The organism is Jeotgalibaca sp. MA1X17-3 (assembly GCF_021513155.1).
In the GTDB taxonomy this organism is placed as follows: domain Bacteria; phylum Bacillota; class Bacilli; order Lactobacillales; family Aerococcaceae; genus Jeotgalibaca.
Map to the genome: position 1 here is coordinate 2,270,306 of NZ_CP090983.1, position 24,103 is coordinate 2,294,408.

Sequence of the window (24,103 nt, forward strand, 5' to 3'; positions counted from 1 at the left end):
ATCGGCTTTCCGATTGTATCCCCTTCTTTTTTTACTATTCTAACATTAAACCTGGTCGAGCATTTAAACTTAATGATGAAAATTCATCTTTCTTAAATTCAATATATGCTGCTGCACCAATCATTGCTGCATTGTCTCCACATAATTTCAAAGGAGGAATCAATAATTCAACATCCGGTAATTCATTTCGTACAGCTTCTGTCAGTGCCGTGCGTAACCCTTTATTTGCAGCTACTCCTCCTGCAAGTAAAAGTTGTTGTACTTGTTTTTCCTTTGCAGCTCGAATCGTTTTCGTGACTAGCACTTCAACCACACTTGCTTGAAAACTTGCGGCAACATTGAAAGGATCTAAATCGTCTCCTTTTTGCCTTGCATTATGAATGGTATTTATAACCGAGCTCTTTAGTCCACTAAAACTAAAATCATAGTGGTCTTCTTTCATCATTGCTCTAGGAAATTGTAACGTTTCTTCACCTTTATGCGCCATCTCATCCATCACTTTTCCACCTGGATAAGATAATCCTAAAACTCTGCCAATTTTATCATAGGCTTCTCCAGCTGCATCATCTCTCGTTTCACCAATAACTTCATATACACCATCTTCCGGCATATAAACTAATTCTGTATGACCTCCACTTACAATTAATGCTAGCAAAGGAAACACCAATGGTTGAACGAGTTGATTTGCATAGATATGACCCGCCATATGATTGATCGCAAGTAACGGCTTCCCGTGAGCATATGCCATTGCTTTCGCAGCACTCACTCCAATCAACAAAGAGCCAACCAAACCTGGTCCTTCCGTTACCGCAACCGCATCAATCTGCTCCATCGTCATCTCTGATTCATCAAGCGCTGATTCAAGTACTTGAGTAATTTGTTCTACATGATGACGACTAGCCACTTCCGGTACAACCCCACCAAAGCGCATATGACTTTTTATTTGCGAAGCTACAATATTGGAAAGAATTTCATTTCCATTTTTAATAACCGCAGCACTCGTTTCATCACAACTGCTTTCCACTGCTAATATATATACGTCTTCTTCACTCATTCTTTCACCTCTACTGCTACTCATAAATTTTCTCAATAGGAAGCCAGCAAAGGTACGCATCTTCAACTGGATCTACATAATAATCTTTGCGATAACCAATTTGTTTAAAACCAACTTTTTTGTATATAGAAAGAGCTGCTTGATTGGAAATACGTACTTCTAAAAACAGCTTGTCTATACTTTTTTCTTTACAATATTCCAATAGTTGGTACATTAGTTTTGAGCCAATCCCTTTTCTTTTGTGCTCGGGTAGAACTCCATAATTATTAATGGAACCTTCGTCTAGAATCAACATGCAGCCAATATAGCCAAGTAATTCACCATTTTCTTCATATCCTAAGTATAAATTATTAGGATCCACTAATTCCATTTGGAAAGAAGAGGTCTTCCATGTAGTGTGACCTCCATTAGCTTGAAGGGTAATCCAGTAGAGAGCTTCTGCTGTCTTAGGAGAACTTCCATCTAGGATAATAACTTTACCTTTGCTTACTTCCTGATGGTTCAATCCGTCTTCCTCTATTTTCATTTCGCTCATTTTTATTCCTCTTTCTCATCAAGAGTTTTTAAGTCCTCTCGAACAATCAAATGCATATCCAAAGCATCCTCACCATCACCATGATAATAATTCTTTTTTACACGTATAGATTCAAAACCCATCTTATCGTAAAGAGCTTTCGCTTTTTCATTGGAGACTCTAACTTCCAAGCTAAGACTGGCTACTTGCTCCATTTTTGCTACCTCAACTAAATTTCCAATTAATAAACGACCAATTCCTTGGCTTTGCCAATCCGGTACTACCGCTATATTTGTAATATGGATATTGCTACTTTCAAGACGAGACCCTAAAAAAGCTATAGGGGTCATTTTGTGATAAGCAACAAAATATAAAGATTTTTTGCTTCTTAATATATCGGTTTCTAACGCGGAGTAGCCCCAAGGAGTCAAACCTTGATATCCTTTTCTTTCAATATCAATAATGTCCGCAATATGCCTTCTTCGACCTATTTCAATCCGGATCATTTCATCATTTCTGACTCGATGTTTATCTTGTAAATAATTGGTACGTTCTGAAAATGCGACATTTTCTTTTATTTCATCCTTTTCTTTTTGAAGATTATCAAAAAGAGAGTGGAACTGATTAATCAATTCTTTCAATATAACCACCCTTCCGAACTTCCTGATGTGCCTCTTGCCATTTCTCTTCTGCTTCCGGTTTCTTTAAATATTCTGGTATAAAAAGATGTGTTTCAACAGCCGGAATCATTAATGAAAGTGCTGCTAATTTTGTAGCCCGGGGAAGGCCATCTTGTACAGGCATAAATTGGGCTCGTTCCCCTAAAACTTCTTGAATTCTTTCTTGATAAAGAGAAACGTCTTGTCCAACAAATAAGTAAGTTCCTTCTGCTGCCGCTAATTTTTGGAATAAATCTTCACTTGAAAGATGTTCATCTGGTACTAGGTTTTCTAATTGATCCTCTTTCATCAGGTAGACACCTGCATACACATTTTTTCTTCGCGCATCAATTAAAGGAACAATTTTCTTTTCGGATAATAGCGCATTGGCTGCTAATACTTGTAAACTAGAAACGGGAACTAGTGGTATATGTAAGGTCCATGCTAATGTTTTTGCAATCGTCGCACCGATTCTTACACCGGTGTAAGAGCCAGGCCCTTTGGTTACTGCTATTTGATTTAAGTCTTTCGGTTTCCAGCCACTAGCTTCCATAACCTGATCAATTGCTGGCATTAGCTGGGTACTATGCTGAAGTTTTCCATTTCGGGTGTATTCAGCTACCAATAGCCCATCTTCCACGGTTGCTACGCTCATTGTTTGATTTGATGATTCGATAGCGAGTATTTTCAAAATGTTCTTCCTTCCATTAAAAGCTGGTTTTTCTCAGCTCATTCTCTACTCATATTATAGCTTAATTCGCACCAAAAATCTTCTACTCATTTTTTTCTACTATATATATTAATGTTTTTCAAATGACACTCTGTCCCTTCAAGGGGTTTTATTTGCAAATGTAAAGAGAATGTCTAATAATATAGATAGGGAAAGAAACCGTTCCCTTTTTTCAATCAGTTTTTCTGAACTAACAAATTTTAAGGAGGAGTTAGAATATGAGTAACGGAAATGAAGATAAATTAAAAGGTATGAAGGATAAAGTCGTCGGAAAAGTAAAAGAAGAGTATGGCGATTTAACAGACGATGCATCCAAGGAACTTGAAGGTAAGCTTCAACAAGGTAAAGGGGAAGCTCGTGAACGTGTGGGCGATGCCAAGAAAGAAGTACACGATCGAGTAGATGACGCTTTAGATCATGACCATAAAAAATAATTAAATAATATATAAAAAAGCGCCTTTATGGGCGCTTTTTTTATTTCTCTACTAGTTGAGTTGTTTGGAACATTTCTGTGAATTGTTTAAATGCATGTTGTCCTTCTTTATTCTGCTTGAAAACACCTGCATCTTCCATCACTCTTTGGAATTTTTTACCTACCCCTTGTCGAACGATTTCTGTCACATTCTCATCTGTCAAATGAGGTGTATCTTTCAACTGATTTGCCCATTCTTGATGATAGTCCGCTATTTGAACGTCTTCACCCAAAAGATAAGCTTCGACCTCTTTTAGCTCTTTTTTCAAGCGTGGCGGTAAAATAGCCAGTCCTAAAACTTCTATTAATCCAATGTTTTCTTTTTTAATATGTTGAACATCTGGATGTGGATGGAAGATTCCGTCTGGATACTCTTTTGTAGTCCGATTATTACGTAGGACAACATCTAGTTCATATGCCTCTCCTTTTCGTCTTGCAATCAAGGTTACCGCATTATGTCGTTCTCCGTTTGTAGATGCCAAAATATTCAGTTCCTCATTGCAATAACCATTCCACTCATCCATTAGTTCTGCTCCTGCAGCAATGATTTTTTCTGAGTCTATAGAACGCAATCGAATTACTGAAATAGGCCAGTACAATCTTTCTGCTGTTACAGATTCCTGGCCTTTCCAATCCCACCGTTCCAACACTTCTGCATCTTCCATAGGAAAATGATGCTGTCCACCTTGAAAATGTTCATGACCAAGAAGAGAACCTCCTACAATTGGTAAACCTGCATTGGACCCCATAAAATAATGAGGTAAAACGGTTACTAATTCGATTAAGTTTTGAATGGTCATGGTTGTGACATTCATAGGAATATGTTTTTCAGTAAAGACAATACAATGTTCCTTGTAATACGCATAAGGAGAGTATTGAAATCCCCAGTTTTCTCCTTGAAGAGGGATTCGCACGATTCTATGGTTTGTTCGAGCAGCAATTCCCTCCCTGCCATTGTACCCTTCGTTTTCAACACAAAGCTGACATTCTGGATAGTTTCCTACCGCTTTTTGTGCTTCTTCTATATCTTTTTTACTTTTTTCGGGTTTTGAGAGATTAATCGTTATATCTAATTTTCCATAAGGAGAATCTGTAATAAAGTGTTCGTTCTTAGCAATCTGACGAGTCTTTATATAATCATTTCTTTGAGATAATTCATAAAAATCATTTGTTGCACGCATTGGTGCTTCTCTATATGCTTCCCAGAAATCTTGATTAATAATGGAAGGCAGTGGCGTAATTACATTCATAATTCGAGCTTCAAGTCTTTCTCTTTCAAGTAGACTATCTTCAATGACTCCGGTCATTACTCCGTATTCTACCATTTGATCCATGGAATCAAGTAAATCAGGTAAGGGAATCGAAGGAGTCAACTCCGCTTCATATTGTTCTTTTTTTAATATAGTCAGCAATTCATTCGCTACATAGAAACGATCTAATGTATGAATAGAATAAATAGCATTCCCTTTTGACACAAAATCGCAGACGATTTGGTCAATATCGATTTTTTTCGTCAAGACGTACCCTCTTTTCTTTTTACCGTAATCTACATTATACTATATTACTTCTCTTCTTGTCATTTTAATATACTACCTTTTTATATAAATATTTGGTTATAAAGAAGCCATAAAATAAAAAAGAATCTCCGCATAATAAAATATGCAGAAACTCTTTTTATGACGTAATTATTATTTGATAAAATAATTTTTTTATTTTTCTATACTATTTCTTCGAACTTTTAATTCTAAGATATTCGCTTCTACTTTACTTTTATTTAATGGATAAATAAAGAGCAAACAAAGTGCCACTCCAATGTAGAGAATTCCTGGAATTAAAGTTTAAATGTTATAAATACCATCTGGAACACTTTGTGATTGAACTTGGACTGCAGAATCATAACCAATAATACTCAAAGCAAAACCTCCAAAACCACCTGCTAAAGCTTGCCCTATTTTCTAGAAAAAGAATAGATAGCGTAAATTGTACCATCTTCTCTGACTCCAGTAGCAACCTCTTGATCATCAATAACGTCTGTAATAAATGCCCAAAGAATTAAGTTGAACACACCAAAGCCTAAGAATCCAACTACGTTAATTACAATATAAAGAACTACAGAATCAGTGTGCATAAAAAATAATAGTAAAGAGGAAATTCCACCCATCAAACATCCTACAATCCCAACTTCTTTTTTCCAAATCGTCTTGTAATTGGGACAGCAAACGGCGCAAGAATGATCATTGGTAAAATACCTGCTAAGCTCATAACCGCCAAAGCAGTTTTACTTTTGAAGTAATCAACAAAAAGGAATTGATTAAGAGATTGGGTAAGAAGTGCTGCTAATAGAACTAGGAGTGCTGCTAAAATAATTCCGATAAGTGCACGGTTTTTAATAAGTGTTTTAAGGCTCTTAGATAAACTTGGTTGAACTACACTTTTATTAACGACGATTTTTACTCGCTCTTTTGTCATAAAGTAACAAGAAAGATAAGAAATTAAAGCAAGTAATGAAAATACACCAGCAATGATAGTAAACCTTCCACCTTCTACAATTTCGTTTCCAGCTGAATCTGTTGTGTAAATCAATAGAGGAGCACCTATTCCAATTACTAAACTTGCTAACGCGGCTCCTACACTACGGAAAGTAGAAAGAGATGCACGGTCGTCTGCATCAGAACTAATAACTGATGCCATTGTTCCATAAGGAATATTTATGGAAGTATAAAAAACACTTCCCCATAGAATATAGGTTACAAACATATAAACGATTTTCACATTCATAGATGCATTGGCCATACCCGATTGATACATCAAAAAGCTAGCTATTGCTACTGGTCCAGCCATGCGTAAAATCCAGGGACGAAATTTCCCGTTTTTTGTAGGACGTGCACGGTCTACAATTCTTCCCATTGTTACATCTGTAAAAGCATCTATAATACGAGAAGTTAAAAACAATATACCAACCATACTTGTACTAACCCCAAGTACTTTTGTATAAAAGACCATTAAGAATACGCTTGCAAAAATAAAAGTAAAATCATTACCAAAATCACCCAACATATATCCTAGTTTGTCCCGCATCCCAAAAGGAGCAATTTCTTTTTCAGTCTCTAGATTTGTATTATTTTTTTCTACTATTGCCATTTTTTCTTTCCTCCTATATTTTGTCTACATTATTATTGCTGAAATATGAAGCGTTATCATTAAACTCTACATGGAAATTAATATTTTCACTTCCTACAACAAATATTAATAGATATTTTTTTATACCGTGAGGAATTTTTCTATTTTTAATCGTATTTTTTTTATCATATCATGAAAATAGACATAAATAGTACGGTAATCTATAATATATGAAGATGTTAATCTATATACAGGAAAATTATATCAACTAACTTTTTAAAGGATGTATAATATGACCTATCAAACTGAACTACATTTTGTCCAGAAATTACTTGAAAAATTTTGTTTAAAATCTTATATACTTTCATTTGCTGATGGCAATGTACCTGAACTCCCTTTTGAACTTAGATACCTAATATATGGCAAAGCAAAGCCAGTTGAAACTGTCGAGGAGTCATTAAAAAAAGTTGACTCTAACACGGTATATCAAGTTTTAAATGAATATCATTGTAATTATATTTTGTTTCGTTTTCCTGATCCAACTAAAGATTATTATTTTTTAATAGGTCCCTATTTACAAAAACCGGTTACGAAACTTATGATACTTAAATCGACAAATAAACATTCTGTTTCTCATTCTCTGTTTCTTCAATTAGAACAATTTTATACTTCTTTACCTTTGATACTTGATGATAGTACTTTGCTTGCAATTATTAATACTTTGGGTGAAAGTATTTGGGGAGGATTAGAACAATTTTCTTTAAAACATGTCAACCAGCTTGTACAACAGCAACCAGATTTATACCATTCCTTCTCTAACTTTGAAGAAGAAGATTCTGATTTATTAATCCGTACTCTGGAAGAACGGTATGCTATTGAAAATGACATGATGCGATCTGTTTCACAAGGCTTAACTCATACAAAAAAAATGCTTACCCCTGCATATGCTAATTATGGAATCCAGCAACGTTTAACCGATTCCATTAGAAATTTAAAAAATTACATGATTATTTTGAATACCATATTACGGAAAGCTGCTGAAGAAGGATTTGTGCATCCATTACATATTGATAGGGTTTCATCAAAATTTGCTCAAGAAATCGAATTAATTAATTCAAGTGAGAAAGGTTTTGAATTAGAGCAGAAAATGATCTATCAATACTCCTTGCTTGTAAAAAACCATACAATGAAGGGATATTCTTTTTTAATTAGTCAAGTTATTGCTTATATTGATTCTAATTTAGCAGCAGATCTAAGTTTAAAAGCACATGCTGAGCGATTAAATGTGAACGCTAGTTATCTGTCTACTTTATTTAAGAAAGAAACAGGAAAAACACTAACAGATTATGTAAATTGTAAAAGGATAGATTATGCGATTATTCTGCTTCATTCTACTACTTTACAAATTCAAACCATCGCACAGTATTGTGGAATTCTCGATGTAAACTATTTTACAAAAATATTTAAGAAATATATTGGACAGACTCCCAAAAAGTATCGAGATAGTCTTTTATAAATCTTTTCCTAAAAATATTTGGTTATTTAATAGAAATAGAAAAAATAATACTATAATTAGTAATAATTTTCCTCACTAAATTATGATAAGAATATTAATATGGAAGTATGAAAGCGCATTAATGCTTAATATAATAAAGAAGGAGACATAAAAAATTGGAAAACTATTGTAAATTAGAAAATGGATGGTTTTTTACAAAAGAAGAACAAAATGAGGTCCCAGTAGATACGTTTAAAGACTGGCAAGCTATTAATCTACCTCATACCTGGAACCGCTTTGATGGTCAAGATGGTGGCGGTGATTATTATCGTGGTAAATGTTGGTATGCGAAAGAATTAGATATTCCAGAATTAAAACCAGGCACACAAGTATATGTAGAATTTCAGGCTGCATCTTCTCGATGTGAAGTATATGTAAATGGAGTAAAAGCCACCGAACATGAAGGTGGTTATAGCTTATTCCGTGTAAATATTACATCACTACTTTCTACGGATAAAAATATACTATCCGTAATGGTTACTAATGAGCATCAAGAACAGATTTACCCTCAAATGGCTGACTTCACTTTTTATGGAGGTTTATATCGTGAGGTGAATCTAATTTTTGTTCCTGAAACACATTTTTCTTTAGATTTTTATGGTTCAACAGGTATGACTGCTTCATCTACTCTTACAGGTGACAAAGAAGCTGAAATTACTTTACATGCTTACGTACATGAACCTAAAGAAAGTGATCAAGTAATATTTTCAATTAAAGATGAAAGTGGTCAAATAATTGCAAACATCGCAAGACCAGCAGAAGAAGATACATGTGTTCAATTAACCTTATCTGATTTACATTTATGGCAAGGTGTCATTGATCCTTACCTATATGAAATAGAGACTTTACTTGTACGTCATAACGAAGTACTTGATGAAATTTACACACGACACGGCTTCCGTGAATTTTCTGTAGATCCTCAAAAAGGATTCTTTTTGAATGGAATCTTAACTCCATTACGTGGTGTTTCCCGTCACCAAGATCGTCTTGATCAAGGAAATGCTTTAACGTATGAAGATCATCTTGAAGATGCTTTACTCATTAAAGAATTAGGCGCAAACACTATAAGACTAGCTCACTATCAGCACAGCACAGACTTTTATGATCTATGTGATCAACTTGGTTTTATTTTGTGGGCAGAAATTCCTTTTATTTCCTCAATGAGCGAAGATCCAAAAGCACATCAAAATTGTATTAGTCAAATGAAGGAACTGATTTATCAAAATTATAATCATTCTTCTATTTGTTTCTGGGGTATCTCAAATGAAATTACTATTGGCGGAGTAAAAGAAGGCTTAGTAGATAATTTGAAAGAATTAAATGATCTAGTACACGAACTTGATCCAACCCGTCTGTCCACTATGGCGCAAGTAAGCAACCTTCCTATAGAAGATGTTCAAAATCAAATTACTGATACGGTTGGATATAACCACTACTTTGGGTGGTACGCTGGTGATCTAGCGGATAATGAAAAATGGTTAGATAAATTCCATGAAGTACATCCAGATCGGGCGTTAGGAATTTCAGAGTATGGTTGTGAAGGAATCATTACTTATCATAATGAAAATCCAAAAGCTGGAGATTACAGTGAAGAGTATCAAGCTCTTTATCATGAACATATGGCAAAAATAATTGATGAGCGCCCATGGCTCTGGGGAACTCATGTATGGAATATGTTTGATTTTGGTTGTGATGCTCGTAATGAAGGTGGAGTAGCTGGAAGAAACAATAAAGGCTTGATAACTATAGATCGTAAAGTAAAAAAAGATAGTTTTTATTTGTACAAAGCTTATTGGAGTCAAGAACCAGTATTGCACATCTGTAGCAAACGATATGCAAAACGTTCTAGTGAATCTATTACTGTAAAAGTTTATAGTAACCAATCAGAAGTAGAGCTCCAAGTAAATGGTATCCCTGTTGGTAAACAAACTGGTAAACATGTATTTGAATTTGAAAACATTCTTTTAAAAGATAAATTTACTCAAATAGATGCAGTTAGCGAGAACTTAAAAGACACAACCATTTTCGAAAAAGTTAATGAGCCTTATGCTCCTTATATTTTGATAGAAGATGAGTCTGAAACAGGTGTAATGAACTGGTTTGATGATATAGATATCTCTGAGAAAAAGACTTTAACTTTTGATGAACGTTATTTCTCCATTCGTAACACAATGAATGAAATCTTAGAAAGTAAAGAAGCAGCAACAATAGTTATTAATGCAGTAAGTAGCATAATGGGTATGCGACTCAAAAAATCTATGCTAGGGGTAATGGGTGAACAAACACTCGAAAATCTTGGTAGTACTATTTCTGGAGCAAGTGACAAAGAAATAGATGTAGAGGCTGTAGAATCATATATCAATAGTGAATTACAAAAAATCAAAAGATGATTTTAATGTAGATCTATTTTTGATAGAACTGCAATGAAAAAGCCGTTATTTCTAATCATAAAAACTACCTATCAAATTAATGCAAAAATATAAAGAATCTTTGAACGATTTCCTGATTAATATACAGGAATCTGTTCAAAGATTCTTATTTTTATATTTTTCATTTGACGTTTTAGAAAGGTTATTGTATTTAAAATAAAACGTAGGGTTATACTTATCATATTCATCAAAAAAATTTCATCTCCTATTACTAAACTGCTGAAGAAGTAAAGTTAACGCCTTTTGATCTTTACAGATAAAATTACAATCATCAATTTCTATATCGTATTCACCACTTACATATACATTAATAATCATTTTCTTTTCCCCTGTACGTATCTCTCCATCTGCGTACTCTACAATAATTTTGAAATCTCCTAGTGCTAGCTCCTCTATCACACATATATCATAGTTCATTTCTTCTAATAATATTTTTAGTGTTTCCAACTTCGCTCTCTCCTTTCATTACTTCTATGATTGCGTAGGGGTCTTATTATTTATACTAAAAAACAGCCTCTTCCAATTAGATGTTGGCAGAAGGCTGTTTTTATTTGAACAGAAAGTGTCATAGTTTTGATTCATTAGGTTAAAAATCCTTTAGATATGAATAAAGAAAGAATCTTCTCTTCCATCAATTGTCATAGAGATGCTTGTGGACTCAATAGATTCTATTAAATATTTAGGAGTAGTTGGATTAAGCATGGACAGTTTCATTTAATAAACCCATCATTTTTTATTGCTACTCTCACTTTTTTAATCATTCGAAATTCATTTCTTCTACTCATATTCTATCAGGATAATAGAAAAAAAGATAATAAAATCGTTTGAGTGTTCCTTTTAAACTTCACATATTTACACAAAAAGCTCCTCTTACAGTATATAAATCCTTACACAAAAACTATACATTCAAAAAAAGAGTGTTCTCGTTTTCGGGTAAGGATTCAGAATTTACTATACAGTTTTTTTCTTTCATTTGGTTATTATCAAACGAATCAGTATTTTAAATCAAGAGAACCTTTTATGAGGGGAATTCATTCCATTTCTTTATTCAAAAACAAAATGGACATAAATATTATTATGGAAATGAAAGATTTTAGTAATATCGTTAATGATTTAAAAATTGAACAAAGTTTTATTGATTATCTTTATGTATAAATAAAATAATTTATAGAGATAAAAGCACACAAAAAGAAAAGCTTCCTTCTGCATAGAAGGAAGCTTTTTCTATAAACTCAATTATTTGGTATGTTATTCATTAAAAGTTGTAAATGTTTTTCTTTCTTCACTTTTGAATAATTCTACATTATTCAAAATTAGTGAGGATCCTTGATATACAGCGTATTTAACCAGTTGATCCTGCTCTATTATAACAGAAACCCAGTTAGCATCTGATTGAATGCCATTATAGTTGATCTGTCCTGTTTCTGAATAGATGAAGGTCTCCACTTTTGAATCTTTTTCTATTTCAACACCGATGTATCCTTCGCCTTTAATTTGTCTAACATTCAACAACTTATCGGTAAAGCTAGATTCAGGCTGTAAAATATTTATAAAGTGTACATTTCCTCTTTTTTCTTTATTCTCTATACAAAGAGTTTTAAGGATTATTTCTCTGATATCATCTGGTCTTTGAGGAGTCATGATTTCACGTATAACCGTTTCTTCCACACGACACTCTAAATCTTCTGGTAAGACAGGATAAATATTTAAGGAACCTTTTCCATTCTGCATCTTATATACATCTGTACCCTTAATCTTCTCAGCATATTGTTCTGAATGTAGATGCCATGTGTATGTATGTTCTAAATCACTCTTCAGCTCATCTAACATAATGAAGTAGCCCATTTCACTATAAATTACATTTCTTGCGTTGCGAGTTAATTTCATTTCAGGATAATATAATTTATTAGAATCAGCAACATAGTACGTATATCCACCTTCACTAACATAATCTTCTACCTTTGCGACTGCTTCTTTCGGAACATCTTTCCAAACATTATAGATTCCCTTACAATTCAAATCAAATAAAACAGGATCCTCTAATGTTCCTTCATCCCATATTTTTTCACCAACACAACCCGTGTCATCCACTGTAATCATATTATGAACCTTCGCTCTAGACGTTCTATGGAAGCCTTCATCCATTGCAAGCGTCGTATCATATCCCATTAATATAAAGCTGTTAAAATCAACATGATAGTGAGTTAAACTTCTGGTATTCCAGTCGTTTTCTTCATCCATTTCCCAAGACTTCTCCCACTGAATATTTCCACCTGGTGCACTTGATTTAATAGAAAAATGGATGGCATCTCTATCCCACGAAGAACGAATAACAGCCAAACCTAAATCGGGGAAAAATTTTGTTAATGGAAGAGTATCTGGATTTTCTTCTTTAATATCATCGTTATACCAAATATATTCTAAGAAAGCTTCCGGTAAAATACCTGGGAAAATCTTACTTTCATAGGCTTCTCTAAATAAAAACTTCTCTTTAACTAGGTTCCCAAGCCATTGTGCATGACCATTGTTGTACTCACTAGCAATCTTGTAAAAAGCTGAAATGGAATTAGAACTTCTTCTATCATGTACATCGGAGAAATTAATATTTTCTTCCCAATTCGGTGCTGATTGATACAATCGATAATAGAACGTATTTTTTAAGAACGGTGATTTGAAATGATCAATACCTTCCTGTTCTTTTAGTAAATCTGCTCCTGCTAAGAAGAAATTCATGGCATATCTCCAATAACCTGTTCCTTCATAGTTACTACCATCTTCTGGCAAGTACTCAAATACTTTTTCAAAGTTATCCTTAATCACTTCAATCCAGCGATTGGCTTCATCATATTCTGACTGTATCGCATAAGCAGTTGTTAAGAGACCTGTATAGTTGATCCAGTTATGATTTTGCCAATAGTTAGTCGACCAACTATGCCCTCTGTTTTCTTCACCGTAATTGAACATTTTATTTCCTTGTAATATTAACTTATCTAGTACTTCTTGCTTCTCATCTGGCGTTAGAAATTCTCCAATCCAGTTATATGATAATCCATATCCAAAAAGTAACCAAGAGGCACTTAAATCTACGTCAACTAAAAATCCGTATCCCCAAACATCATAGCGACATCCCGTTAACAACCACCTCTTCGCTTCTTCTAAATAATGTTCTTGTTTAGTTAATACGTACGCTAAACTTAAATTAGCTGCCGCCATTCCCATGTATGTAATACTAGTTGGTGGGTGTTCAATATGAGCCTCTTGACTTAGATACGCATCACATTGTTCTAATAACCTTGTTAAATGTGAACTCCTAATTGTTGTTTTTTCTTCCCTCAATTGTTCTAGTCTATCGTTAATTAATAGATATTTTTTCATTATATTCCTCCTAATTTTATAAAGAAATTACTCACTCTGAATTGAAATCGTTTGCATTTTTTCTTGAAATAGTTTTACACCTATACTTAACTAGCTATTACATTATAACATATATCTATATCTTATTTTTCTACATTCAATATTTGTATAAAAATGGACACATTTACTTTTTCCTTACTACCTATTCTTTCTACTAATCAAAATGGCCCTCTAATCTATTTGATAGAGGGCCATTCAGATATTTTTCTATTGTTTTTTAAATGATTTTATAACTTCTTTTAATTTGATTTTATTACCATAATTTAAAGAACCAAAACGATAAATATAGATTGATAACGCTGCAAAGAGTAGTACCGTTACAATCATAATCGCACTAGAAGCTAAAACCGATAATAAAGGTACACTTGTTAGCATGTAGCGTATCGGCATGGTAAACAAAGAGACGAATGGTATAAAGGAAGTCACTTTGATAATCGTATTATCTGGCATTTGCATAGCAAGAGTTGCTGCTAGATATGCAAAAACAAATAAGAAAGTAATTGGTGCAACCGCCGAACTCACATCTTCTACTTTGGAAACTAAACTTCCTAAAGAGGCATAAATAAAGAGATAAAGAATATACCCTAATACAGAGAATAAAATGTACACTAGTAATGTATCTACTGTCATAGACCCTTGAATCATTTCGATTAAAAAGTCAGGATAATTGGTTTGATTGAGCATGAAGCCAATGAATGCAGTTAAAATTAATGCAGATACTTGGAGAACTCCCATTGTACCCGCTGCTGCAACTTTGCCTAAGATTAACGTTTTTGGTTTTGTTGCAGTAATTAATAGCTCCATGGTTCTCGAGTCTTTTTCACGGGCTACCGAAGTTGCGACATTCGTTCCATATAATAAAATTAGCATATACATAATAAAGATCATCGCAAATGCAATCGCCATTCCAGAACCTGCATCCTTGCCCAGTGTTACGTTCTCATAATTGATTGGAGTATTCATGATTTCATAAACTTTGGCACTATCAATGCCTTCCTGTTCAAATAATCGTTGCTCGTTAGCAGATCGAAGTTGCTCTTCAAAAGTCATCTGTTCAAAGGAATTTAACGAACGATCATAAGAAATGTAGGTGTAGTTATTATAATCATGAATCACAAATCCAGCTGTTACTTCTTCATCTAAAACAGCTTGTTTCAGATCCTCTTCATTAGAATATACTTCCCCGCCTAATAGAGAACTTAATTCTTCTTCCAATTCCGCATGATCATAAACTAAATGATATTCTTCCGATTCCATACTTACTTCTGTATCAACGGCTACTTCTGAATCTTCTCCGTCATCAAACCAAGCAATAAAACTCGGTACCGTTGTTAAAACTAGTATAATAGCAGCCATCACGATTGTTGTGATGATCATGTTCTTACTTTTTAACATTCCCATTAATTCAAATTTGAATACATTTTTAAATTGCTTCATCATGATCACCTACCTTTTCTATAAAAATTTCTTGAAGAGTTGGTAAATAATCCATAAACATGGAAACTTCAATTCCTTTTTGGAGTAGGCTTTGAATAAACTCCGCTTTTGTTTCACCAGGTTTCAACTCTAAAATAATATCTTCTTTTTCAATGGTGTATAAATAATCCTTTAAAAAATCAATGTTCGAATGGTCCGCAAATCGCAAACGAAGTTTCCCCTCTCCCATTGTTTTTTTGATTTCATTTAGTGATCCTTCTAAAACAATTTCACCTGCATCAATTAACGCAATATCATCACAAAATGATTCAACATAACTCATTTGGTGGGAAGAAAAAATAATAATTCGGTCTTCTCTTCTATAATTTGCGATTGCATCTTGAAATATTTTAGAGTTCACAGGATCCAACCCTGAAAAAGGTTCATCCAGAATGAGAATATCTGGCTCATTAATAAACGCTTGCGCTATTTGAACTTTTTGTTGATTTCCTTTTGAAAGAGTTTCTAATTTTTGGTTTAAATATTTCTCAATACCAAACTCTTTACACCATGCATTCATGGAACGAATTGCATCTTCTTTTGTAGCACCTTTTAACTGGGCAAAATAAATGAGTTGTTCACTCACTTTAACTTTGGAATACATCCCTCTTTCTTCTGGGAGATAACCTATTTTGAAATCTGTTGGTTTAAATGACTTACCATCCATCGTTATGGTCCCACTATCTGCTTTAAAAACATCCATTAGAATTCGAAATGATGTACTCTTTCCAGCACCATTTCTTCCTAAATATCCAAATATTTGCCCTGAGCGTACCGTCAAATCTATATCTTTTAAGACATGAAATTCATTGAATGACTTGTTTAATTTTTTTATTTCTAAAATCATTTTCCACTCCCCTTTCTTAATTTCACACTTTATTCTTATGTAGAATTGGCTCTATTATAACGTAGTTTATTCTTTTTTACACATAAAAGAGGTCCTTTGTGAATTTCATCTTAAGTCTTTCGTTACTTCCATAAAATCAGATAATTTTTCTACACCTACTCCTTCATAGTCGCCCTCGTCACTATAACGATAAGAAACATCTTTTCCTTCCGTAGTAGGATCTAGATACCATTTTTTAAAAGAGGAGTGTACTTGATTGAGTTTTGTTTTTTCTATTATCATTTGTACGTTTTCTTTATTTACACCGGCACCTACACATAGTTCTATTTGAGTTCCATATTCTTTCTCTAATTTTTCCAAAATATCAACACCTTGGTCAGCGGATTCTTTTTGCCCACTTGTTAATATCCGGTCAACGTTACAAGAAATAAGTGATTCAATAGCTTTAAAAGCATCAGGAGTTTGATCGAAAGCCCGATGGAAAATAGCTTCTACTTGGTTTTTATGACAAAAATCTACTAAGGCTTTCGTATTGGTCTCATCGATACTTCTATCCTCATTTAAAAAACCAAATACAATTCCATCTACACCATACTCCATTAGAATTTTTGCATCAGTAAACATGGTTTCTTTTTCATATTTATTATAGAAAAAACCACCAGCACGTGGACGAACCATAGCAACAATTGGAATTTGTACCTGTTTCTTTGCTTCAATTAACGTAGCAATGCTAGGTGTTAATCCCCCAAGATATAATCCACTATTTAGTTCAATCCGATTCGCTCCCGCTTGTTCAGCATATATACAATCCTGTACACTTCCACTACATACTTCTACTATTACTGGTTTCATACTGTTCTCCTCCTAGGATTAGATAAGATAAACCCCCTTTATCATATCAGAGAATTTTCTCTGCTTACAATAAAGGGGGAAATCTGTTTCTATTCTGTTCAATCACTTAACTCATGACTAATATCCTTTGTCGCTGCATATGCTTTTTGATAAATCGCATATATTTTTTTGTATTTTTCTACATTTTCAGCAATAGGCTGTATTTCTTGTGCAGGTTTTACAAACGTAGCTACACAGTCTTTAGGATTTTTAAACCAACCTTCTCCAAGTGCAGCCAACATAACCGATCCCATTGCCGGCCCTTGTTCTGTCTGTAAGGTCAGAATGGTCGCATCAAAAATATCTGCTTGCATTTGTAGCCAATCTGGATTTTTTGAGCCTCCACCTACCGAAACAATTTTTTTGAAGGTCTTCCCCGCTTGTTTTTCCATTACTACTTGAGAATCCTTTAGAGAAAATGTAATTCCTTCTAAAACAGAACGGGTAAAGTGAGAACGATGATGTCCTGAATGGATTCCTAAGAAACTTCCTCTAATTTTACTATCGGTATGAGGAGTTCTCTCTCCAGAAATATAAGGAGTAAATAATAACCCTTCTGAGCCCGGTTCAATCTGATTGATATCTTTCAAAAGAGTTTCAAAAGATTCATTTGGAGCAAACGTTTCTTTAAACCAAGACAAGCTATGCCCTGCTGCTAACGTTACTCCCATTGAGTAATAGGTATCCGGAAGAACATGATGGAAATAATGCAATTCTCCCTCATAATCTTTTTCAGCTTCTTGTTCATAAGTGAGAAATACTCCAGAAGTTCCAATACTAACCATACCTAATCCTTCGGAAATAATACCTGCCCCTAACGCTGCTGAGGCATTATCTGCTCCTCCAGCATAAATGTTAATGGAATGTTTGAAACCAAATTGATCCTTTAGCTCTTTTTTTAAGGTCCCAATTTTTCCTGTCGACTCTACAAGCGGTGGACAAAAAGAAATTGGCAATTCAAAAGCTTCCAGAATTTCTTGACTCCACTTTTTGTGCGTACTATCTAATAAGAGTGTTCCAGAAGCATCCGAGTAATCCATTTGTTTATTCCCTGTTAAACAAAACCCTAGATAATCTTTTGGTAATAAAAATAGATTTGCTTTTGAAAACAATTCAGGTTCTTGCTCTCTCACCCAAAGAATCTTAGGAAGCGTAAACCCTTCTAATGCCTTATTTTTAGTTATTGGAATTAATCGTTCCTTCAACATTTCCGTAATTTCTTGACACTGTTTGGTGGTACGCACGTCATTCCAAAGAATCGCATTGCGTACTACTTGATCTGCTTCATCCAATAAAACTAGACTATGCATTTGTCCAGAAAAACTAATTGCTTCTAGTTTTTGTTGTACATCAGGAACTTCTTCTACAATCTTTTCAAGTACTACTTTGGCTGCACGATACCACTCGTTGGGGTCTTGCTCACTATATCCAGGTTTGGGATGAAGAAGTGGATAGTCTTCTGAAGTTGAATAGACTATTTCTCCTTTTTCGTTAACAAGTAACCCTTTAAGAGAACTAGTCCCTAAATCTAAACCTAGTACATACGCCATCACTCTACCTCCTACTATGATATTCTTAAACTAGATAATCATTTAATTTTGATTTGATATATTCGATATGTGAGGATTTGTTTTGAACATTCTTTTGTTTTAGTGCATATTCGGTTAATAACTTCAAATTTGTCTGATTACTTAGAATGTCAGCGCCAATTCCTTCTTGATAACTTGCATAGCGTTCTTCTTTAATTTTTTCGAAGAAGCGATCTTCTTTCAACTTAGCTGCAGCTTTCAGTCCTCTAGCAAATGTATCCATTCCAGCAATATGTGCTAAAACTAAATCTTCCATTTCAAAAGAAGTTCGGCGAACCTTTGCATCGAAGTTAATTCCACCCGGTGCAATTCCACCATTTTCCAATACTTCGTATATCGTTAGCATCACGCTGTACAAATCAGTAGGGAACTCATCTGTATCCCATCCTAAAAGCATATCTCCTTGGTTGGCATCCAATGAACCTAATGCATCATAATTACGCGCTACTTGAATTTCATGCTCAAACGTGTGACCTGCTAACGTTGCATGGTTTGCTTCTAAGTTTAGTTTGAAACGATCTGTTAGATCATATTTTTGTAAGAACGCCATACTTGTTGCTGCATCAAAATCATATTGATGTTTCATAGGCTCTTTTGGTTTAGGTTCCAGTAAGAAAACGAGATCTCCATGATCAATTTCATTAGAGTAATCAATCACCATCTTGTAAAGACGAGCAATATTTTCTTCCTCCAACTTCATATCGGTATTAATCAAACTTTCATATCCTTCACGACCGCCCCAGAATACAAAATTCTCGCCACCTAATTTTTTACTAATGTCGATTCCTTTTTTAACTTGTGCTGCTGAAATGGCAAAAACATCTGCATTATTGGATGAGGCAGCTCCATTTACATACACAGGATTAGAGTGACGATCTGCTGTATTCCAAAGGAGTTTCACACCTGTTTCTTCCATTTTTTTTGCAATTAACTCGACGATTTCATCTAAATTTTTAAAGAATTCTTCTAATGATTCCCCAAAAGGAGCTACATCCATGTCATGAAAACAAAAGTACTCTACTCCTAATTTTTCAAATAGTTCAAAGGATGCTTCTACACGGTTCTTTGCAGTCTTCATTGGATCATCTGTTAACCATGTACGTTGATTTACTCCTTGACCAAATGGATCTGCTCCATCATTAACAAACGTATGCCAATACGCTACTGAAAAACGTAAGTGATCTTTCATAGTTTTTCCAAGAACCATTTCCTCTGGATTGTAATAACGAAATGCAAATGGATTTTCAGTTTCTTTACCTTCAAATTTTATCTTTTCAATGGTTGGGAAGTAGGTCATATATATTCTCCTTTTTTGAGTTTGTTTGATGTGCTAACTAACTCAATTGTAGTAGGTTTATTCATTATGTCAAGCGCTTTCTTTTTCCTTTCTTTACTTTTACAAATTGGTTGTGCTATTTTTATAGTAGATTGTTTGCTGGATAAACAAATTAAATATAAGACTACGAAAGGAGCCGATAGGATGGTTACTGATAAATTTTCTATTCGAAAACAAAATGAGTTATTAATTTTGTCTACAATTATTCATTCCCCTTGTATTTCAAGAGCTGATATCTCTCAAATAACTGGGTTAAACAAGGCTTCTACTTCCAATATTGTTAAAAAGCTTATTGAAGAGGAGTTAATTTTAGAAATAGGCGCTGGATCTAGTACATCTTCAGGAGGTAGAAAACCAATCCTATTAGAGTTGAATGCTCAAGCTGGATGTTCGCTAAGTATTGATTTGGGATCTGATTATATTACTAGTATCTTAACTGATTTAAATGGAACTATTTTAGTAGAAACAAAAGAATCTAGAATGATTCTTCATAAAGAGAATGTTGTCTCAAAAATTGAGCAGATTGTTAAAAAACTTGAAAAGCAGTATATTAATCGAACCTTTCAACTAGTAGGAATTACTCTTGCCATTCATGGTATTGTTAATCAAAATCAAATTGTTTTTACACCTTACTATGACTTGGATGAAATAGATTTAGTTCAGCTACTAGAAGAACGAATTTCAGTTCCTATCCAAATTGAAAATGAAGCAAATTTGAGTGCATGGGGAGAAGCTGCTTTTTCAGAATTTCGAAAAAATATTATTAGTGTTAGCATTCATAGTGGAATTGGAGCTGGCATTGTGATTAATGGAGAGCTGTACCACGGGTATGCTGGGCAAGGCGGAGAAATCGGTCATATGATTATTTATCCAGAAGGAAAACCTTGTCCATGTGGTAATAGAGGGTGCATGGAACAATATGCTTCTGAAAAAGCAATTTTAGAAGAGTATCGAAATCTATCCAATCATGCAACTGCTTCTTTGAAAGATTTAGCAAAAGGATACAGGATGAATCATCAAATAGAAAGGGATGTTGTTCATCAAGCAGTTACTTATATTGCAATTGGTATGAACAATTTAATTGCTCATTTTGATCCTGAAATTATTCTTCTTAACAGTAACCTTTTTCGCGAGATGCCGTTTTTATTGGAATTAGTCCGCAAAAAAATGGTTAGTACCTTCTCTCGAAATGCTTTACTTGCGGTCTCTGAAATTGGTGAACAAGCTACTTTACTTGGAGGAACTGTTGTTAATTTACGAAAATTTTTCCATCTTCCTTTTTTATCTTTTCTTAAAAACACATGATTTCTTTTCGTAAGCTCATTAGTTTTGAGTTCTTCATTATTGTGATATACTTACTAGAAATTAGCACCATCATGTCGATTGTGTAAATGAAGGGAATGGATTTATAAACATGGAAGCACTATTGAAACGCATCAATCAACTAGCTAAAAAATCTAAGTCATCTGAAGGGTTAACAGAAGATGAAAAAGTAGAACAAAAAAAACTTCGGGAAGAATACATAAAAGGGTTTCGTGGTTCTCTAAATGAAATTCTTCTAAATTCTACTGTCTATGATCCTGAAGGAACTGACGTTACTCCAGAAAAACTAAAAAGAGCACAAGAAGAAATGCATATAAAAAATGCGCAAAAAACATTTTCAGACAAAAATATAACATTTCTAAATCCCCATGATACCGGTCAAGAAGACGAAAAAGAGCAAGAATAAAAATAAATAGGACTCTCCCTCTTTTGGAATATATTCCAAAAGAGGGAGAGTCCTATTTTTGTAGTGTTATTTATGCTTTTACAGCAATGGATTCAATTTCTACTAAAGCTCCCATGGGTAAGGCTGCTACTTGAAAAGCGGCACGAGCAGGATATGGTTCTGAAAAGTATTCTGCGTAAACTTCGTTCATTTCAGAAAAATGGTTGATATCACTTAATAAAACAGTCGTCTTTACTACTTGTTTCATCGTCATATTATTTTCTTCTAAAATAAATTTTATATTTTGTAGAGCTTGATGTGTTTGTTCAGCTATAGTGTTTCCAGTTATCTTGCCTTCTTTGCGATCCACAGGTATTTGACCTGACAAATAGAGTGTATTTCCAATCTCAATGGCTTGCGAATAAGGTCCAATAGCTGCAGGTGCTTTTTGAGAGACAATTTCTTTTTTTAGATTCATATTATTTCTGTCCTTTCAGTTTTAGATTTTTTATAGGTTACAACGTGCATTTCTCTTTTATTATAACCTAACTGTTTCTGAATAGCTGATTCACTAAAAAATTTTTAAACATTCCTGCTTTTAAATACGTCCTAAAAGGTTCAAAAGAAAAAACCTACCAGAGAGTTTTAAACTCCTCAGTAGGTTTCAACATTCAGATTTTAGTAAGCGCGAGCTAACCAAACAGTATGCATAGCCGGTTTGCCACTTACTATACAAATTTCTTTTTCCACAGGTGGATCAAAAGGAATATTTCGTGTAGTAAAACCAGTTTCTTCTTTAATTCTTTCTTCTGTTTCTGGATCGCCATCCCAACCTGCCAAGACAAATCCTGGGACTTCGCCTTCTTCACGTTTGGTTTCGATATGTTCTTTTAATTCATCTAGTGTATTGATATGAGTATATTCATGTTGCTTACGATTCTCACGAGCTGTTTCTAACAAACGAGTTTGCATCGTATCTAACGCATTTGGGATATAAGCTGCAATTTCTTCTAAGGAAATCGCCTCTTTATCTTCTAAGTCACGCATTTTAATCATCACTTGATTATTTTTCAAATCACGTGGACCAAATTCAACTCTCATTGGAACTCCACGCAATTCCCATTCGTTAAATTTAAACCCAGGTGAGTTATCAGAATCATCAATGGATACACGAATGTCTTTTTCTTTCAATTCTGATTCAAGCGTTTCTAAATATTCCATAATTTCAGGATTTTTCTTCCACGGTCCAACTGGAACGAGTACTACTTGTTTTGCAGCAACTTTTGGAGGAAGCACCAAACCTTTTTCATCTCCATGAACCATGATGGTTGCCCCAATCAAACGAGTGGATACTCCCCATGAAGTCGTATGTGCATAAACGTGTTCGTTATCGCGATTTAAATATTTGATATCAAATGCTTCCGCAAATTTTGTCCCCATGTAATGAGAGGTGCCTGCTTGAACCGCTTTTCCATCTTTCATCATAGCTTCTACTGAGTAGGTATCTACTGCACCTGCAAAACGTTCGGAAGGTGTTTTTTGACCATCATAAATAGGAATTGCTAATAGACTTTCAATTACTTCTTTATACATACTCAACATACGCATCGTTCGTTCCCGAGCAGATGCTTCATCTTCATGAGCAGTATGACCTTCTTGCCATAAAAATTCAGAAGTACGTAAGAAAGGTAGTGTTTTCTTCTCCCACCGGAAAACGTTCGCCCATTGGTTAATTTGATAAGGTAAGTCACGATAGGAATTGATCCAATCACTGAAGGCAGTTCCAATCATCGTTTCAGAAGTCGGACGTAAAGCCAAACGCTCTTCCAATATTTCACCAGCTGCTTCGGTTACCCAAGGAAGTTCTGGACTAAATCCTTCAATATGATCTTTTTCTTTCGTAAAGAAGCTCTCTGGAATCAACATCGGGAAATAAGCATTACGAATCCCTTCTTTTTTAAACCGAGCATTAAATTCATCTTGAATATGCTCCCAAATCTCGTATCCATCCGGTTTGAAAATAATACAGCCTCTTACTGGTGAATAGTCCATTAAATCTGCTTGCTTAATTGTTTGGATATACCATCCTGAAAAATCTTCTTTTTGTAAATTAGACATGGTTATTCTTCCTCTCCACTTGCTTATTATATAAGATTTTAAAACAAAAAAATAAGCACACTCCATCCTTTTATAAAGGACGAAATCTACTTGAATTCCGCGGTACCACCTTGATTGACTTTTCTAATGAAAGTCCCACTCTGTCTAGATAACGGCAGAACACCGGCGTCACACGGAATAAATCCATTCAG

At 34.2% G+C, this 24,103-nt stretch carries 19 protein-coding genes and 2 pseudogenes; 6 read left to right on the plus strand and 15 right to left on the minus strand.

Annotated features, from left to right (window positions below; all coding sequences use genetic code 11):
* Positions 1-34 precede the first annotated feature (34 nt).
* The 4 genes from tsaD to tsaB are packed head-to-tail and all read right to left on the minus strand — an operon-like array spanning position 35 to position 2,918.
* Entirely contained in the window at positions 35-1,054 is a 1,020-nt protein-coding gene (gene tsaD / locus LZ578_RS11280) for a tRNA (adenosine(37)-N6)-threonylcarbamoyltransferase complex transferase subunit TsaD (protein WP_235145267.1), read from the minus strand.
* 16 nt (positions 1,055-1,070) lie between these two features.
* Positions 1,071-1,589, minus strand: a complete 519-nt coding sequence (gene rimI, locus LZ578_RS11285; protein ID WP_235145268.1) for a ribosomal protein S18-alanine N-acetyltransferase — start codon at positions 1,587-1,589, stop codon at positions 1,071-1,073.
* Between the two features lie 2 nt (positions 1,590-1,591).
* Positions 1,592-2,209 (minus strand): ribosomal protein S18-alanine N-acetyltransferase, encoded by a 618-nt coding sequence (gene rimI / locus LZ578_RS11290; protein WP_235145269.1) that lies wholly within the window; start codon positions 2,207-2,209, stop codon positions 1,592-1,594.
* Positions 2,193-2,918: a tRNA (adenosine(37)-N6)-threonylcarbamoyltransferase complex dimerization subunit type 1 TsaB gene (gene tsaB, locus LZ578_RS11295; protein WP_235145270.1), complete on the minus strand. Its 726-nt coding sequence runs from the start codon at positions 2,916-2,918 to the stop codon at positions 2,193-2,195. Before tsaB ends, rimI (LZ578_RS11290) begins: the two co-directional genes overlap by 17 nt.
* A 257-nt stretch (positions 2,919-3,175) precedes the next feature.
* Here tsaB and LZ578_RS11300 point away from each other — a divergent pair, with 257 nt between their 5' ends.
* Complete coding sequence (locus tag LZ578_RS11300; protein WP_235145271.1) at positions 3,176-3,391, plus strand: CsbD family protein; 216 nt, start codon at positions 3,176-3,178, stop codon at positions 3,389-3,391.
* A gap of 40 nt (positions 3,392-3,431) precedes the next feature.
* Here the strand turns inward: LZ578_RS11300 and LZ578_RS11305 are convergent, their stop codons facing one another.
* The gene (locus tag LZ578_RS11305; RefSeq protein WP_235145272.1) at positions 3,432-4,946 is read right to left on the minus strand and encodes a UDP-glucose--hexose-1-phosphate uridylyltransferase; all 1,515 of its coding nucleotides are present in this window, start codon (positions 4,944-4,946) and stop codon (positions 3,432-3,434) included.
* A 431-nt stretch (positions 4,947-5,377) separates the two neighbouring features.
* Positions 5,378-6,570 (minus strand): annotated as a pseudogene (locus tag LZ578_RS11315) (MFS transporter).
* 271 nt (positions 6,571-6,841) lie between these two features.
* Here LZ578_RS11315 and LZ578_RS11320 point away from each other — a divergent pair.
* A complete protein-coding gene (locus tag LZ578_RS11320) occupies positions 6,842-8,065 on the plus strand; it encodes a helix-turn-helix domain-containing protein (RefSeq protein WP_235145275.1) in 1,224 nt (407 codons plus the stop codon).
* A 155-nt stretch (positions 8,066-8,220) separates the two neighbouring features.
* The gene (locus tag LZ578_RS11325; protein WP_235145276.1) at positions 8,221-10,494 is read left to right on the plus strand and encodes a glycoside hydrolase family 2 protein; all 2,274 of its coding nucleotides are present in this window, start codon (positions 8,221-8,223) and stop codon (positions 10,492-10,494) included.
* 237 nt (positions 10,495-10,731) lie between these two features.
* Here LZ578_RS11325 and LZ578_RS11330 read toward each other — a convergent pair whose 3' ends face one another.
* Positions 10,732-10,980, minus strand: a complete 249-nt coding sequence (locus LZ578_RS11330) for a hypothetical protein (protein WP_235145277.1) — start codon at positions 10,978-10,980, stop codon at positions 10,732-10,734.
* 573 nt (positions 10,981-11,553) lie between these two features.
* On the opposite strand from LZ578_RS11330, the gene LZ578_RS12545 reads away from it, so the two are divergent.
* A complete protein-coding gene (locus tag LZ578_RS12545) occupies positions 11,554-11,688 on the plus strand; it encodes a hypothetical protein (RefSeq protein WP_255763885.1) in 135 nt (44 codons plus the stop codon).
* A gap of 93 nt (positions 11,689-11,781) precedes the next feature.
* Here the strand turns inward: LZ578_RS12545 and LZ578_RS11335 are convergent, their stop codons facing one another.
* The 6 genes from LZ578_RS11335 to xylA all read right to left on the minus strand — a co-directional run bounded on the left by LZ578_RS11335 (position 11,782) and on the right by xylA (position 20,047).
* The gene (locus tag LZ578_RS11335; protein ID WP_235145278.1) at positions 11,782-13,908 is read right to left on the minus strand and encodes a DUF4962 domain-containing protein; all 2,127 of its coding nucleotides are present in this window, start codon (positions 13,906-13,908) and stop codon (positions 11,782-11,784) included.
* A 246-nt stretch (positions 13,909-14,154) separates the two neighbouring features.
* Positions 14,155-15,387, minus strand: coding sequence for an ABC transporter permease (locus LZ578_RS11340; protein WP_235145279.1), 1,233 nt, complete (start codon positions 15,385-15,387; stop codon positions 14,155-14,157).
* Entirely contained in the window at positions 15,371-16,270 is a 900-nt protein-coding gene (locus LZ578_RS11345; RefSeq protein WP_235145280.1) for an ABC transporter ATP-binding protein, read from the minus strand. Before LZ578_RS11345 ends, LZ578_RS11340 begins: the two co-directional genes overlap by 17 nt.
* Positions 16,271-16,375: 105 nt before the next feature.
* Entirely contained in the window at positions 16,376-17,122 is a 747-nt protein-coding gene (locus LZ578_RS11350) for a copper homeostasis protein CutC (RefSeq protein ID WP_235145281.1), read from the minus strand.
* A gap of 98 nt (positions 17,123-17,220) precedes the next feature.
* Positions 17,221-18,711, minus strand: coding sequence for a xylulokinase (xylB, locus tag LZ578_RS11355; RefSeq protein WP_235145282.1), 1,491 nt, complete (start codon positions 18,709-18,711; stop codon positions 17,221-17,223).
* A gap of 25 nt (positions 18,712-18,736) precedes the next feature.
* Positions 18,737-20,047, minus strand: coding sequence for a xylose isomerase (gene xylA / locus LZ578_RS11360; protein ID WP_235145283.1), 1,311 nt, complete (start codon positions 20,045-20,047; stop codon positions 18,737-18,739).
* A 183-nt stretch (positions 20,048-20,230) separates the two neighbouring features.
* Here xylA and LZ578_RS11365 point away from each other — a divergent pair, with 183 nt between their 5' ends.
* Both LZ578_RS11365 and LZ578_RS11370 read left to right on the plus strand, forming a co-directional pair.
* Complete coding sequence (locus LZ578_RS11365) at positions 20,231-21,391, plus strand: ROK family transcriptional regulator (RefSeq protein ID WP_235145284.1); 1,161 nt, start codon at positions 20,231-20,233, stop codon at positions 21,389-21,391.
* Between the two features lie 109 nt (positions 21,392-21,500).
* Positions 21,501-21,716, plus strand: a pseudogene (locus LZ578_RS11370) (DUF896 domain-containing protein); the annotation flags it as partial.
* Positions 21,717-21,885: 169 nt separating this feature from the next.
* Here the strand turns inward: LZ578_RS11370 and LZ578_RS11375 are convergent.
* Entirely contained in the window at positions 21,886-22,272 is a 387-nt protein-coding gene (locus LZ578_RS11375) for a RidA family protein (RefSeq protein WP_235145286.1), read from the minus strand.
* A 200-nt stretch (positions 22,273-22,472) separates the two neighbouring features.
* Positions 22,473-23,912 (minus strand): proline--tRNA ligase, encoded by a 1,440-nt coding sequence (proS, locus tag LZ578_RS11380; protein ID WP_235145287.1) that lies wholly within the window; start codon positions 23,910-23,912, stop codon positions 22,473-22,475.
* Between the last annotated feature and the right edge of the window lie 191 nt (positions 23,913-24,103).

Bases quoted from the DNA above. Each gene is read 5' to 3' on its own strand.
- tsaD (WP_235145267.1), bottom strand. From the start codon at position 1,054: ATGAGTGAAGAAGACGTATATATATTAGCAGTGGAAAGCAGTTGTGAT.
- rimI (WP_235145268.1), bottom strand. From the start codon at position 1,589: ATGAGCGAAATGAAAATAGAGGAAGACGGATTGAACCATCAGGAAGTA.
- LZ578_RS11300 (WP_235145271.1), top strand. From the start codon at position 3,176: ATGAGTAACGGAAATGAAGATAAATTAAAAGGTATGAAGGATAAAGTC.
- LZ578_RS11320 (WP_235145275.1), top strand. From the start codon at position 6,842: ATGACCTATCAAACTGAACTACATTTTGTCCAGAAATTACTTGAAAAA.
- LZ578_RS12545 (WP_255763885.1), top strand. From the start codon at position 11,554: ATGAGGGGAATTCATTCCATTTCTTTATTCAAAAACAAAATGGACATA.
- LZ578_RS11335 (WP_235145278.1), bottom strand. From the start codon at position 13,908: ATGAAAAAATATCTATTAATTAACGATAGACTAGAACAATTGAGGGAA.
- LZ578_RS11340 (WP_235145279.1), bottom strand. From the start codon at position 15,387: ATGATGAAGCAATTTAAAAATGTATTCAAATTTGAATTAATGGGAATG.
- LZ578_RS11345 (WP_235145280.1), bottom strand. From the start codon at position 16,270: ATGATTTTAGAAATAAAAAAATTAAACAAGTCATTCAATGAATTTCAT.
- LZ578_RS11350 (WP_235145281.1), bottom strand. From the start codon at position 17,122: ATGAAACCAGTAATAGTAGAAGTATGTAGTGGAAGTGTACAGGATTGT.
- xylB (WP_235145282.1), bottom strand. From the start codon at position 18,711: ATGGCGTATGTACTAGGTTTAGATTTAGGGACTAGTTCTCTTAAAGGG.
- xylA (WP_235145283.1), bottom strand. From the start codon at position 20,047: ATGACCTACTTCCCAACCATTGAAAAGATAAAATTTGAAGGTAAAGAA.
- LZ578_RS11365 (WP_235145284.1), top strand. From the start codon at position 20,231: ATGGTTACTGATAAATTTTCTATTCGAAAACAAAATGAGTTATTAATT.
- LZ578_RS11375 (WP_235145286.1), bottom strand. From the start codon at position 22,272: ATGAATCTAAAAAAAGAAATTGTCTCTCAAAAAGCACCTGCAGCTATT.
- proS (WP_235145287.1), bottom strand. From the start codon at position 23,912: ATGTCTAATTTACAAAAAGAAGATTTTTCAGGATGGTATATCCAAACA.